This window comes from Streptomyces sp. NPDC001868 (assembly GCF_040297125.1).
GTDB lineage: Bacteria > Actinomycetota > Actinomycetes > Streptomycetales > Streptomycetaceae > Streptomyces.
Genome location: NZ_JBEOYO010000022.1, coordinates 83,397 through 97,589 on the forward strand (window position 1 = coordinate 83,397; position 14,193 = coordinate 97,589).

At 72.8% G+C, this 14,193-nt stretch carries 12 protein-coding genes; all 12 read left to right on the top strand.

Translation table 11 applies throughout. The features are described from left to right. Window positions 1-370: 370 nt before the first annotated feature. On the top strand, window positions 371-892 hold the full coding sequence (locus ABT147_RS25035) for a DUF2617 family protein (protein ID WP_351409833.1): 522 nt from the start codon (window positions 371-373) through the stop codon (window positions 890-892). Between the two features lie 333 nt (window positions 893-1,225). Continuing rightward, window positions 1,226-2,860: a polyamine aminopropyltransferase gene (locus tag ABT147_RS25040; protein WP_351409836.1), complete on the top strand. Its 1,635-nt coding sequence runs from the start codon at window positions 1,226-1,228 to the stop codon at window positions 2,858-2,860. 131 nt (window positions 2,861-2,991) lie between these two features. Next, window positions 2,992-3,873, top strand: a complete 882-nt coding sequence (locus tag ABT147_RS25045; RefSeq protein ID WP_351409838.1) for an SRPBCC family protein — start codon at window positions 2,992-2,994, stop codon at window positions 3,871-3,873. A gap of 77 nt (window positions 3,874-3,950) precedes the next feature. Continuing rightward, a complete protein-coding gene (locus tag ABT147_RS25050; protein WP_351409841.1) occupies window positions 3,951-4,769 on the top strand; it encodes an aldose epimerase family protein in 819 nt (272 codons plus the stop codon). A gap of 32 nt (window positions 4,770-4,801) precedes the next feature. Then, on the top strand, window positions 4,802-5,356 hold the full coding sequence (gene pyrE, locus ABT147_RS25055; RefSeq protein ID WP_351409843.1) for an orotate phosphoribosyltransferase: 555 nt from the start codon (window positions 4,802-4,804) through the stop codon (window positions 5,354-5,356). Between the two features lie 167 nt (window positions 5,357-5,523). After that, the gene (gene fbaA, locus ABT147_RS25060) at window positions 5,524-6,546 is read left to right on the top strand and encodes a class II fructose-bisphosphate aldolase (RefSeq protein ID WP_351409845.1); all 1,023 of its coding nucleotides are present in this window, start codon (window positions 5,524-5,526) and stop codon (window positions 6,544-6,546) included. Between the two features lie 340 nt (window positions 6,547-6,886). Continuing rightward, a complete protein-coding gene (locus tag ABT147_RS25065; protein ID WP_351409848.1) occupies window positions 6,887-8,347 on the top strand; it encodes an MFS transporter in 1,461 nt (486 codons plus the stop codon). A gap of 322 nt (window positions 8,348-8,669) precedes the next feature. Next, complete coding sequence (locus ABT147_RS25070) at window positions 8,670-9,083, top strand: DUF3151 domain-containing protein (protein WP_351409850.1); 414 nt, start codon at window positions 8,670-8,672, stop codon at window positions 9,081-9,083. Window positions 9,084-9,272: 189 nt separating this feature from the next. Next, window positions 9,273-10,118: a tryptophan 2,3-dioxygenase family protein gene (locus ABT147_RS25075; protein ID WP_351409852.1), complete on the top strand. Its 846-nt coding sequence runs from the start codon at window positions 9,273-9,275 to the stop codon at window positions 10,116-10,118. After that, window positions 10,111-11,394 carry a kynureninase gene (locus ABT147_RS25080; RefSeq protein ID WP_351409855.1) on the top strand — a complete coding sequence of 428 codons (1,284 nt, stop codon included), beginning with the start codon at window positions 10,111-10,113 and terminating at the stop codon, window positions 11,392-11,394. The genes ABT147_RS25075 and ABT147_RS25080 overlap by 8 nt, the downstream gene beginning before the upstream one ends. Window positions 11,395-11,923: 529 nt before the next feature. Next, window positions 11,924-12,883 (top strand): alpha/beta hydrolase, encoded by a 960-nt coding sequence (locus ABT147_RS25085; RefSeq protein WP_351409857.1) that lies wholly within the window; start codon window positions 11,924-11,926, stop codon window positions 12,881-12,883. Between the two features lie 400 nt (window positions 12,884-13,283). Further along, window positions 13,284-14,186, top strand: coding sequence for an alpha/beta hydrolase (locus ABT147_RS25090; protein WP_502983153.1), 903 nt, complete (start codon window positions 13,284-13,286; stop codon window positions 14,184-14,186). Window positions 14,187-14,193 lie beyond the last annotated feature (7 nt).

Below are 14,193 nucleotides of genomic sequence, written 5' to 3' on the forward strand. Positions count from 1 at the left end.
GTACGCCGGGTGGGCCCGGTTGTCCGGTGGGCGCTCCCGGGGGTTCGCGCGCCCGGGCCGGTGGGCGCGCGGGGAGCGCGTCGGCCGATGGGGCGTACGCCTGGTTGAACAGTTGAGCTGGGCTGCCCTCGGGGGGATGGAAAGCACGTCAAGTTGGGTAAAAACGCTGTGGTGGCGCCACAGTTCATGATTCCCTATAAATCGCCAACGCAGCCCCCGGACGTCCCTCCCGGCAGGCCTGACACGGCTGACCGGACCGACTGGGACGTCGTCCTCACCCGACCTGGCTGACCGGACCCATCTCCCGGTGCCGACCGGGGTGCGCGCCGGACCCACTCCTCTTCTCGTTGCGTCGCTGCGGAGCCGACCCATGCTCACGACCCTGAACACCGCCTACACCGACACGCGCGCGGCAGACCTCGCCTGGGCCCTGGGGCGCGAACCGCTGCCCGCGCTCGCCACGCTCGACCTCGAACTCACCGGGGCGAAACTGCAGTTGAGACTGCTCGGCGCGTCCCACCAGGTGCTCCTTGAGGAGGAGCGGGGCAGCCACTGTTCGGAGACGGTCGCGTGCATCCCGGGGTCCAGCACGCCCCTTCCCCTCGGCGTGGCCAAACGTGTGGGCGACTGGGAGTACGAATTCGCCGCCCGCGTCGAGGTGCTGTCCCCCGGGTCCTTCGCCGGCCGCGCCCAGGAACTCCTCGCCCTCGTCTCCGACCACCCGCAGGGTCTCGCCGGCGTCTTCCCCGGCAGCCCCCACGCCTTCACGGCGATGCTCGCGCAGCGGCACGAGGGCCAAGTGCATTGGCGCACCTGGCACGCGTACCCCCAGGACGGGCAACTGGTCGCCACGAGAACGAGGGTTGGGGTCAGAGTGTCGGTGACGTTGTGAAGAGCGCCTAGTAGCTCGGGGGTTCGGGTGGTTCGGCGGGTGCGGGTGCGTGGGGCTTCTCGCGCAGTTCCCCGCGCCCCTAAAGGATTCAGGCCCCTGCGGGCCTGAAGGACCACGGCCCCGCGGGCCTGAAGGGCGGCGGGGCTGCGGGGTGAAAAGCACGGGGCGCAGCCCCTGCTTTTCAGGGGCGCGGGGAACTGCGCGAGCAACCACGACGCACCCGCACCCGCCAACGCACCCGAACTCCCGAGCTATTAGGCACCCGGCCCAGCGTCGCAGACCACCCGTGTGGGTGACCCAGCGGAGCGCGACCGTGACGGTAGCGTGCGAGGAGTGATCGAACCGCACGCCCCCGCACCCCCCGGCGCCCCTCCCCCCTGGCGCGGCCCCGGAAGCCCGGGCGCCCAGGCGTGGTTACCGGTCCGCCCGGGAATCGGCCGCTTCCTCGTCCTCGCCGGCGTCTTCGTCTGCGCCGCCTGCGGACTCGTGTACGAACTCGAACTCGTCGCCCTCGCCGCGTACTTGATCGGCGACTCCGTCACCCAGGCCTCGGTCGTCCTCTCCGTCATGGTCTTCGCCATGGGCCTCGGCTCCCTCGCCGCCAAACGCCTCCGCCCCCACGCCGCCCTCGGCTTCGGCGCCATCGAGGCCGCCCTCGCCCTGGTCGGCGGCAGTAGCGCCCTCGCGCTGTACGCGGCGTTCGCCTGGACCGGCGACTGGGGCGGCATGTGGGCGAACGGCTCCCGCTACCTCCTCGTCGCGTTCTCCCTGGCCATCGGCCTGCTCATCGGCGCCGAGGTCCCCCTGCTGATGGAGCTGATCCAGCGCATCCGCCGCCAGGACGCGGGCGGCGCGGTCGCCGACCTGTTCGCCGCCGACTACGTGGGCGCCCTGGTCGGCGGCCTCGCCTTCCCCTTCCTCCTGCTGCCCTGGCTCGGCCAGTTGACCGGCGCCCTGCTCACCGGCACGGTCAACGCCCTCGTCGGCGGCGCCCTCGTCCTCGGCCTGTTCCGCCACGACCTCAGCCGCCGCGCCCGCCGGCTGCTGGTGATCACCAACCTCGGCGTCCTCGGCCTCCTCGCCACCGCCGCCGTACACGTCGACGACTTCGAACGCGCCGCCCGGCGCGCGGTCTACGGCAAGGACGTACGGGTCGCGATGCAGACCGGTGTCCAGGAGGTCGTCCTCACCGGTGGCCGGGACGGCAGCCCGCTCTCCCTCTACCTCGACGGCCGCCTGCGCATCAGCGGCCCCGACGAACACCGCTACCACCGTGCCCTCGTCCACCCCGCCATGGACGCCGGCCCGCACGCCCGCGTCCTCGTCCTCGGCGGCGGCGACGGCCTCGCCGCCCGCGAAGTGCTCCGCCACGACGGCGTACGCGCGGTGGACATCGTCGAGATCGACCCGGGCGTGGTGCGGCTGGCCCGCACGGACCCCGCCCTCTCCGCCCTCAACGGCCACGCCCACGACGACGACCGCGTCCGCGTCTTCACGGAGGACTCCTTCGCCTGGCTGCGCGGCGCGCGCCCGGCCCGTACGTACGACGTCGTGATCTCGGACCTCCCCGACCCCGGCATCACGGCGAGCACCAAGCTCTACTCGCAGGAGTTCTACGGCCTGGCCCGCGCGGTCCTGGCCCGCGACGGCCGCATCGTCGTGCACGCGGGCCCGGTGGCGTCCCGGCGGCAGGTCTTCTGGACGGTCGACGCCACCGTCCGCGCCACCGGCCTGCGCACCACGCCCTACCGGGTCGCCGCCGCCGACCCCGGCTTCGTCACCGGCCCCGACCGCACGGCCCACACCTCCCGCGCCCCCCACGACTGGGGCTTCGTCCTCGCGACCCGCCCCGACGCCGGCCGACGCCCTCCCCCGGACCTCGGCACCGACGCCGCCCGCCTCGACGCCACCGACCGCGTACCGGGCCTGCGACCGTCGACACTGGTGCACCCGAGATACACCGACTGAGCCGCCGGGGGCGGGTGAGGGGGTGAGGTGGGTGAGGCGGCTGAGGCGCGTGGGACCGCGTGGGGCGGAATACGAGCGATATCGCGTATGTACGGGTGCGGGGCGCTGCCACCTGGGTAGGCTCGGTTTCCATGGAGCATGAGGTGTTCGTTCCGGTTCCCGTCGGCCGCCTCCGGGAGGCGCTGTCCGACCCCGAGCGGGTGGCCCGAGCGGTCCCCGGGCTCCAGCAGGACGCGGGCACCCCACCCGTCGCCGGCCGGCTGAAGGTACGCGTCGCCGGCCACACCATCACCTACCGCGGCACCCTCCGCGTCACCGCCCAGGACGACGGTTCGTACACCGTCGAGGGCGACGCCGCCGAGGTCCGGGGCACCGGCACCGTGAAACTCGGTCTCGCCCTCCGCCTCACCCCGGCCACGGAGGGCACCACCCTCACCTGCGCCGGCACCGCCACCGCCGACGGCCGCATCACCGAACTCCCGGCCGACTCGGTCTCCTCGGCGGTGACACGACTGCTGGGGAAGTTCGCGGAGAACCTGGGGGCGACGCCGGAACCGGAATCGGAATCGGAGTCCGAGCCGGAGCCGGAGCGTGAAGGCTCCGCAGCCAAGGTTTCCGAGGCCGAGGTTTCCGAGACCGAGGTTTCCGAAGCCGCCCCCGCCGAGGACGAGCCGCCCACCCCCGCCGATGCCGAGCCCGCCGCCCCCATCGAGGACGAACCCCCCACCCCCGTCTTCGACACCGACGTCCCGCCCTCCGCGCTGGACCCCTTCACCGAGGGGGACTTCGTGGCCGGAGGGGAGCCGCCGGCGGAGGCCGCGCACGCGCGGCGGACGATGATCGGCCGTAGCGCGGAGGAGGTCGACCACGCGCCGCCACGCGGCCGGTACGCCCCCGTCCCCGCCCCCGAGGCAGTCTCCGCGAGCGCCGCCCTGCGCTGGGCGGCCCCGGCGGCGGCCCTCGCCGTCGCCTCCGCCATCATCGTGAGCCGCGCCCTGCGCAAACGCCGCTGACGGCACCGCGCCGCGGGCGCCGGCCCCGAGGCGCGGGGCGGCAACTCCCCGATCCGTGGGCCCAGTAGGGTCGAGGGGTGAGTAGCGAAGAGATCACGTTGGCCGCGGGTGACGCGGAGGTGGCGCTGGCGCCGGGGAACGGCGGCCGGGTGGCGGGCCTGCGGGTCGGTGGGGTCGAACTGCTGCGGCAGGGCGAGCGCTTCGGCTGCTTCCCGATGGTGCCGTGGTGCGGCCGCATCCGCGACGGCCGCTTCCTCAGCGGCCTCGCCGTACAGCAGATGCCCCTCAACGCCCCGCCCAACGCCATCCACGGCACGGCCCGCGAGGGAGCCTGGCGCGTCGCGAGCCACAGCGCCACCGAGGCCGTCCTCACGTACGACCTCGTCGAGCCCTGGCCCTACCCCGGCCGCGTCACCCAGGTCGTCACCCTCACCCCGGACACCCTCACCCTCACCATGTCCGTGGAGGCGTACGACTCCTCCTTCCCGGCCCAGATCGGCTGGCACCCCTGGTTCAACCGGAAGCTGGCGGGCGTCGGCGTCGGCGACGGTGACGGTGACAGCGAGGACGTACGGATCGACTTCACGCCCGTCTGGCAGGAGGAGCGCGGCGCGGACCATCTCCCCACCGGCAAGCGCCTCAACCCCGGGCCCGGCCCCTGGGACGACTGCTTCGGCATGCCCGACGGTGTCGACGTCACCCTCACCTGGCCGGAACGGCTGGAGCTGAAGGTGGCCTCGCGGGAGGAGTGGGTCGTGATCTACGACGAGCAGGCCGAGGCCGTGTGCGTGGAGCCGCAGACCGGGCCGCCCAACGGCCTCAACACCCACCCCCGCCTCGTCACCCCCATCGACCCGCTGGAGGCGACCACGACCTGGAGCTGGCGTCGCCTGTAAGCGGACATAAGGGCCCCCTTAAGCTGGCTGCCATGACTGACGTGGACGTACGTGGATCTCTGCTGCGGCAGATCAAGGACAAGGCCGTGGTGCACGGCAAGGTGACCCTGTCGTCGGGTCTGGAGGCGGACTACTACGTCGACCTGCGCCGCGTCACCCTCGACGGCGAGGCCGCCCCGCTCGTCGGGCAGGTACTGCTCGACCTGACCGCCGACCTCGACTTCGACGCGGTCGGCGGTCTCACGATGGGCGCCGACCCGGTCGCCGGCGCGATGCTGCACGCCGCCGCCGCGCGGGGCCGCCGCCTGGACGCGTTCGTCGTCCGCAAGGCGGCCAAGGCGCACGGGATGCAGCGTCGGGTCGAGGGGCCGGAGATCGCGGGCCGCCGGGTCCTCGTCGTCGAGGACACGTCCACCACCGGCGGCTCCCCGCTGACCGCCGTCGAGGCCGTGCGCGAGGCCGGGGCCGAGGTCGTCGCCGTCGTCACCATCGTCGACCGGGCGACCGGCGCCGCCGAGAAGATCGAGCAGGGCGCCGGGGTCCCGTACCGCTTCGCGTTCTCGAAGGACGAGCTGGGCCTCGACTGAGGTCGACTCGCCGGGCGGAAACACCAAGGTCAGGGGTTACCGAACAGTTCCGGACACCCTGGCCGGAGCATCGGGTCCCGTCTGGAAGGATGGGGCCGACGATGATGTCGCAACCCTAGGTCAGGGCTCGTAAGCACAACGCCACCCGCACATACAAGGAGCGGACCATGCCCATCGCAACCCCCGAGGTCTACAACGAGATGCTCGACCGGGCGAAGGCAGGCAAGTTCGCCTACCCGGCCATCAATGTGACCTCGACCCAGACGCTGCACGCCGCGCTGCGGGGCTTCGCGGAGGCGGAGAGCGACGGCATCGTCCAGATCTCGACCGGCGGTGCCGAGTTCCTGGGCGGCCAGTACAGCAAGGACATGGTGACGGGCTCCGTCGCCCTGGCCGAGTTCGCGCACATCGTGGCCGAGAAGTACCCCGTCACGGTCGCCCTCCACACGGACCACTGCCCGAAGGACAAGCTGGACGGCTACGTACGTCCGCTGATCGCGGTCTCCGAGGAGCGCGTCAAGGCCGGCCGGAACCCGCTCTTCCAGTCCCACATGTGGGACGGCTCGGCCGAGACCCTCGCCGACAACCTCTCCATCGCCCAGGAACTCCTCGCCCGCGCCGCCGCCGCGAAGATCATCCTGGAGGTCGAGATCACCCCGACCGGTGGCGAGGAGGACGGCGTCTCCCACGAGATCAACGACTCCCTCTACACGACGGTCGACGACGCGATCCGCACCGCCGAGGCGCTGGGCCTGGGCGAGAAGGGCCGCTACCTGCTGGCCGCGTCCTTCGGCAACGTCCACGGTGTGTACAAGCCGGGCAACGTCGTCCTGCGCCCCGACCTCCTGAAGCAGCTGAACGAGGGCGTCGCCGCCCGCTTCGGCAAGGAGTCCCCGTTCGACTTCGTCTTCCACGGCGGCTCGGGTTCGACGGAGGACGAGATCCGCACGGCCCTGGAGAACGGCGTCGTCAAGATGAACATCGACACCGACACCCAGTACGCCTTCACGCGCCCCGTCGCCGCCCACATGTTCCAGAACTACGACGGCGTCCTGAAGGTCGACGGCGAGGTCGGCAACAAGAAGACCTACGACCCCCGCACCTGGGGCAAGCTCGCGGAGGCCTCCATGGCCGCCCGCGTCGTCGAGGCCTGCGGCAACCTCCGCTCGGCGGGCACGAAGATCAAGTAACCGCCCCGGCCGTCCCGGCCGGCCCTGCCGACCTGGTCGGCTTGGCCGCACCACCGCAACTGCCCGCAGCCGCCACTGTTCGGCTGCGGGCAGTCGTGACTGCGGGCAGTCGTGTCTGTGGGCGCGCTGCCCCTGTCCCCACTCGACTGCGGGCAGTCGTGTCGCTAGGGGCGGCACGGGTGGGCGCGGGCGGCACCCCGTAAGCGCCGGGTCGCGCGACTGCGCTGGGACGCCTGCGGCCTCGGGCTCGCCGAGCGCGTCGGGGCGGCCCCACGCGCCCCACGGTCATCAGTACTCCGCACACCTGGCCCGATCGCCCCCGGCGCGGGATGATCCGTCCATGGCCGACGTACGCCTCGCCTCGCCCCAGGGCAAGTGGATCCTGCTCACCACGGTGCTCGGCTCCAGCATGGCGATGCTGGACTCGACGGTCGTCAACGTCGCCCTCCCCCGCATCGGCCTGGACCTCGACGCCGACCTCGCGAGCCTCCAGTGGATCGTCAACGCCTACACCCTCACCCTCGCCGGCCTGATCCTCCTCGGCGGCGCCCTGGGCGACCGCTTCGGCCGCCGCAAGGTGTTCGTCGTGGGCGTGGTGTGGTTCGCCGCGGCCTCACTCCTGTGCGGCATTGCCCCGAACGGTGGCGTACTGATCGCCGCCCGAGCCCTGCAGGGCGTCGGCGGCGCCCTCCTCACCCCCGGCTCCCTCGCCCTGATCCAGGCGTCGTTCCACCCCGACGACCGGGCGAGGGCGGTGGGCCTCTGGTCCGGCTTCGGCGGCGTAGGAGCGGCCGTCGGCCCCTTCCTCGGCGGCTGGCTGGTCGACGGCCCCGGCTGGCGCTGGGTCTTCCTCCTGAACGTCCCCCTGGCCCTTCTCTGCGTCCCCATCGCCGCCCGCCACGTACCTGAGTCGGCGGACGGCCGCAGCCACGACCGGGGCTTCGACATCCTGGGCGCGGTGCTCGGCGCCGCGTCCCTCGCGTTCATCACGTACGCGCTGATCGAGGCCAGAGCGGGCACGGTCGCGGTGGTCGTCACCGCGATCGCCGGCGTGGCGACGGCCGTCGCCTTCGTCCAGGTCGAGCGCCACCGCCCCGACCCCATGATGCCGCCGGGGATCTTCGCGTCCCGCCAGTTCACGGCGGTCAACATCGTCACCCTGTTCGTGTACGCGGCCTTCAGCGGCTTCTTCTTCCTGGCCGCCCTCCAGCTCCAGGTGGTCTCCGGCTACTCGGCCCTCGGCGCCGGTACGGCCCTCCTCCCCATCACGGCGCTGATGCTGCTCCTCTCGGCCCGCGCGGGCGCCCTCGGCGAACGCATCGGCCCCCGCGTCCCCCTGACCGTCGGCCCCCTGCTGTGCACCGGGGGCGTTCTGCTGATGCTCCGCGTGGGCCCCGACGCCTCGTACGTCACCGATGTGCTCCCGGCCCTCCTGGTCATGGGCCTGGGCATGGTCACCCTCGTGGCACCCCTGACCGCCACGGTCCTCGCCTCCGTCACCACCGACCACGCGGGCCTGGCCAGCGGCATCAACAACGCCGCCGCCCGAGCGGCGGGCCTCCTGGCCGTGGCGGCGCTGCCGCTCATCGCGGGGATGGGCCCCGAGGCGTACCGCTCGCCCACCCAGTTCGACAGCGCCTTCGACACCGCCATGCTCGCCTGCGCCCTCGCCCTCCTCGCCGCCTCCGCTCTCGCCTACACCACGGTCCGCCGCCCCGCCCCCGACTGCCTCCACCCCGAATGCCGCACCCACGCCTGCGTGACGGCTCCGCCGCTGGAGGGGGAGACGGCGAGGGAGTAGCAGGGTGCGTTGGCGGGTGCGGGTCCGGTGGGGCTTCTCGCGCAGTTCCCCGCGCCCCTGAAATGCCGGGGCTGCGCCCCGCGCATTTCAGGCCCGCAGGGGCCTGAATCTTTCAGGGGCGCGGGGAACTGCGCGACAAGCCCCCACCGAACCCGCACTGACCCACCCACCCCTCCCCACCCAGGGGGTCGAAGGGGCGCAGCCCCTGGTGGATGGGACGGGTAGGGGCGGCGGGGGCGAAAAAAGCCCGTCAACCCCCGCCCCCACGAATCCCCACCCCACCCGACCGCCCCAACCCCCCACATGGGCCAGACTGGAACCCATGACGATTCACGAGAACCTCCTCGGCGGCCCACCCCCGACACACCTCCCCGACGACCCGGAACCCCGCGAACTCCTCGCGAACGGCACCGCCCCCACCGACGTCGCCGCCAAGTACCCCACCTCCTCCCTCGCCTGGGCCCAACTCGCCGACGAGGCCTACGAGCGAGGCAGCGTCGTGGAGTCGTACGCCTACGCCCGCACGGGCTACCACCGCGGCCTGGACTCCCTGCGCCGCAACGGCTGGAAGGGCCACGGCCCGGTCCCCTGGGAGCACGAGCCGAACCGCGGCTTCCTGCGCGCCCTGCACGCCCTCGCCCGCGCCGCGGGAGACATCGGCGAGCAGGAGGAGTACGAGCGCTGCTCCCAGTTCCTGAAGGACTCCTCCCCGACGGCGGCGCAGACGCTCAGCTGATCGAAGGGACGTTCGTACAGGTCCGTCTGGTGCTACCAGCCGGTGCGACCACTCGGTGCGCCGCCGGTGTGACCAGGCGGACCTTGCGATACCGGAGGGTATGGCCGAACATGCGGGTGGGGACCGGGGCCCCCGTGTCGGAATCGGCAGGGGCGGACCGCTACCCGGAGTACACAGCAGGAGACAGCGATGTCCCATCCGGCTCAGCCCCACGAGGCTTCGGAGCCCGAGACCCCGCATCTCGACTTCCAGGGAACGACCCCGTACGAGGACTACGTCCAGGCGGACGTCCTCACCCACCTCCAGCACCCCCTCTCCGACGACCCCGGAGAGATGGTCTTCCTGGTGACGACCCAGGTCATGGAGCTGTGGTTCACCGTCATCGTGCACGAGTGGGAGACCGCGACCAACGCGGTCCGAGGCGACGACGTGGCGACCGCGAAGGACGCGCTGAAGCGTTCCGTACGCGAACTGGAGGCGCTGAACGCCTCCTGGAAGCCCCTCGGCCAGCTCACTCCCGGCCAGTTCAACTCCTACCGGGCCGCCCTCGGCGAGGGCTCCGGCTTCCAGTCGGCGATGTACCGGCGGATGGAGTTCCTGCTCGGCGAGAAGTCCGCCTCCATGCTCGTCCCGCACCGGGGCGCCCCCCGCGTCCACGCCGAACTGGAGAAGGCGCTGCACGAGCCGAGCCTCTACGACGAGGTGCTGAGGCTCCTGGCCCGCCGCGGCCACGCGATCCCCGACTCCGTCGTCGAGCGTGACGTCTCCCAGCGCTACGAGCCGTCCCCCGAGGTCGAGCAGGTGTGGACCGAGCTGTACTCCGGCGACCCGGACCACGAACTCGCCCGCCTCGGCGAGGCGTTGACCGACGTCGCCGAACTCGTCTGGCGCTGGCGCAACGACCACCTTGTCGCCACCCGCCGCGCGATGGGCTCCAAGGCCGGCACGGGCGGCTCCGCCGGTGTGGCCTGGCTGGAGAAGCGCGCCCGCAAGAACGTCTTCCCCGAACTGTGGACGGCGCGCTCCCATGTCTGAACCCACCGCACTCGGCACTGAACTGACCTCCCTGGCAAGGGAGTTGGACGCGGCCGACGAACTGTCAGGCCTGCGCGCCCGCTTCGTCCTCGACGACGCCGTGTACCTCGACGGCAACTCGCTCGGCGCCCTCCCGGTGTCGGTCCCCGGCCGGCTCGCGGACGTCGTGTACCGCGAGTGGGGCGAGCTGCGCATCCGTTCCTGGGACGAGAGCGGCTGGTGGACCGCGCCCGAGCGGATCGGCGACCGCATCGCCCCGCTGGTGGGCGCGGCGCCCGGCCAGATCGTCGTCGGGGACTCCACGAGCGTCAACGTCTTCAAGGCGGTCGTGGCGGCGGTACGCATGGCGGACGGCGACGGTGGCGGCCGCCGCGACGAGATCCTGGTCGACGCGACGACGTTCCCCACGGACGGCTACATCGCCGAGTCGGCGGCCCGTATGACCGGCCGCACCCTGCGTCCGGTGACCCCGGCGGAGGTCCCGGCCGCCCTCGGCGACCGTACGGCCGCCGTGCTCCTCAACCACGTCGACTACCGCACCGGCCGCCTCCACGACCTCCCGGCCCTGACGGCGGCGATCCACGAGGCCGGCGCCTACGCCGTCTGGGACCTCTGCCACAGCGCGGGCGCCCTCCCGGTCGGCCTCGACGCACACGGCGTGGACCTGGCGGTCGGCTGCACGTACAAGTACCTCAACGGCGGCCCGGGCTCCCCGGCCTACCTCTACGTCCGCCAAGACCTCCAGCCCCGCTTCGACTCCCCCCTCCCCGGCTGGACCTCCCACGCCACCCCCTTCGCCATGGACCCGTCGTACGAACCGGCCACAGGCGCACCACGCGGCCGAGTCGGCACCCCCGACATCCTGTCGATGCTGGCCCTGGAGGCGGCACTCGACGTATGGCACGGGGGGAGGGGAGGCGGCACCGCCGAGGAAGCCGGGGCCCGGGTCGGGTCCGGGGTCGGGGTGACGATCGAGTCGGTCCGCGCCAAGTCCCTCGCCCTGACGGACTTCTTCCTGCGCTGCGTAGCGGCGTACGTCCCCGAAGGCCGCGTCGAGTCCCTCACCCCGACCGCCCACGCCGAACGCGGCAGCCAGGTCGCCCTGCGCTGCGACGACGCCGGCGACATCATGAAACGCCTCATCCACCAGGGCGTCATAGGCGACTTCCGCCACCCCGACGTCCTCCGCTTCGGCTTCACCCCCCTCTACGTCAGCTTCACGGACGCGGAACGAGCGGCCCGGGTACTGGGGGAGACGGTGGGGGCACTGGGTTAGACCCTGCCGGAAAGGCCCCCGCCCCCCACGGACAGCCGCACCGGCGAACGGGGCGCCGTACGACGCCTACGGCGCCCCGACACATCCATGGGCCGCCCTCGACAGTCGAGGGCAACCGCACTGCCGGACGGCTGCCCCCCTCACCCCAGCTGCGGGCAACCGCGCTGCCGGGCGACTGCCCACCCCCCTTCCGCCCCAACTGCGGGCAATCGTGCCGCTGGGGCGGCACGGGTGGGCGCAGGCGGCACCCGGCAAGCGCCGGTGAGCGAAACTCCGCCCGAGCCCAGCCCCAGCGGACGGCTCCGCTTCCACCTCGCCCAGCCCCAGCGGACGGCTCCACGTCCACCCCGCCCCACCCCCACCCAGCCACCCCACCCCGCTACCCGGCCCACCCCCTGACCCGGCGTCACATCCGCGTGTCGCCGCACGTCACCGGCCTGATACCGTCCCCGCCAACGGCAGGCGCCCTATTCCCAGGCACCCGCCCACCCAAACCCTTCCAAATCCGTTTCACCCGAGAGGTTGCCGCATGCCGGACGACGACGCCGCAGCCCGCGATGCCGCCGAAGAGGCATCCGCCTTCTCACACCCGCCGGTCGCCCCCCACACCACGGCCGCGTACGGCGACCACCCCGACCAGGTGATCGACTTCTACGCCCCCCGCACCCCCGAGGCGAACGAAGACGCGGGCACAGCCACAGCCACAGGCACGCCCGCAGCCGCACCCGAGCCCGACACGGCCACAGCCACCGCCCCCTTGGTCGTAGTCCTGCACGGCGGCGCCTGGCGAGCCCCGTACGACCGCCACCACATCACCCCCTTCGCCGACTTCCTCACCCGCCACGGCTTCGCGGTGGCCAACGTCGAGTACCGAAGGGGAAGCTCCCTCCCCGCCCAGACCGGCCCCACCGGCACCCCCACCCCGACCGCGGGCCGCTGGCCGGAGACGTTCGACGACATCGCCGCCGCCCTCGACGCCCTGCCGGACCTCGTACGCCGGGCCCTGCCCCAGGCCGACCCCCGCCGCACGGTCCTCACCGGCCACTCCGCCGGCGGCCACCTCGCGCTGTGGGCCGCAGCCCGCCACGTACTCCCGCCCGACACCCCGTGGCGCACCCCCCGCCCCGCCCCCCTGCGAGGCGTCGTCGCCCTGGCCCCCATCGCCGACTTCGCCGTGGCCGAGAAACTGGACGTCTGCGGCGGCGCGACCACCCAACTCCTGGGCGGCCAGGACAAGTTCACCGACCGCCGCCCGTACGCGGACCCCGCGCTCCTCCTCCCGACCGGCATCGCCACCACCCTCGTACAGGGCCGCTCCGACATCGTCGTCCCCCAGGCCGTCGCCGAGGCGTACGCCGACGCCGCGGCCAAGGCGGGCGAGGTCGTGGGCCTGACCCTGCTGGAGGACGTGGGCCACTTCCCCCTCATCGACCCGGCGGCGGACGCGTGCGCGGTGGTGGTAGAGGAAATCGCGCAACTGGCCTGGTGAACGGAGCGGAACGGGGCTCACCGGGGCCAAGACCTGGCCCCACCCCCTCCCTCTCATCCCTCCCTCTCGCACTCCCTCCTTCACGCCCCCGCTGATACCCGTAGTACCTGAGAGCTACCTCCCAGGTGAGCTCCCTGGCGGGACGCCGACGAGGCCCCCCGATCCATAACTTCCTTCCCAGCGCGGCCCGATGGACGGGCGGCCCGAATGGGAAGGGGCGGATGACATGGGGGTCACGACATGGCCGGAGGCAGACCTCCGCCCACCCACGGAACCCCGCCCCTCCCGCACCCCCACCACAGGGGTCCGAACCTCCCGGTTCCGCACCTCTCCGTTCCGAACCTCCTCGTTCCGAACCCTCTGGCCGTCCCGCCTGCGCCGCACACTCCTCGCCCTCCTGGTGGCGACGGCACTGATAGCCCCCCTCTCCGCCGCGGCCAGGCCCCGGATCCCGGCTCCGTCCCCGGCATCGCTCGCCCCGCCGACCCCGACGACACTCCGGTCGACTTACGAGGCCAACCGGGCGAACGCCGCGGAGGCGGCCCGTATGGCGGAGGCCCACGGCGACCGGAGCCGAGCCGCGACCGACCGTCGGCTGGCGGCGCCCGCCCGGCAGCTCCTGACGTTCGACGGCCGAGGCCCCGGCCGGGCCGTGGAAGTGCTGGGCGATCTGCTGAAGGCCGACCACATAGCGGTTCTGGTCCCGGGCTCGGACACCAGCCTGGACACCTACGACCGCTTCCACAGAGCCGCGCAGGCCCTGTACGACCGCACGGGCCCGGACACAGCGGTGATCGCCTGGCTCGGCTACGAAACGCCCGGCACCGTCAGCACGACGGTCCTCACCCCCACCCGAGCCGACAGGGCGGCCCCGCACCTGCGCGGGTTCATCCGTGAACTACGGGGCCTGGTGGGCGACTCCACCGGCATCGCGCTCCTCTGCCACTCCTACGGCTCGGTCGTCTGCGCCCGCGCCGCCACAGATCTCGACGACATCGACGACCTGGCCCTGATCGGCAGCCCGGGCACAGGCGCGGACAGCGCGGCCGCCCTGCACACCTCGGCACGCGTATGGGCGGCCCGGGGCACGGACGACTGGATCGGCATGGTCCCCCACACCCGGGCCGACCTCTTCGGCGCCACCCTCGGCTTCGGCCCCGACCCCACATCCCCCTCCTTCGGCGCCCACGTCTTCACCGCGGGCCCCGCCGGCCACAGCGACTACTTCACCCCCCACTCCACCTCCCTCAAAAACCTGGCCCACATAGCCGAAGGCACCCCGCTGGAGGTAACCCATGCGTGACCACGGC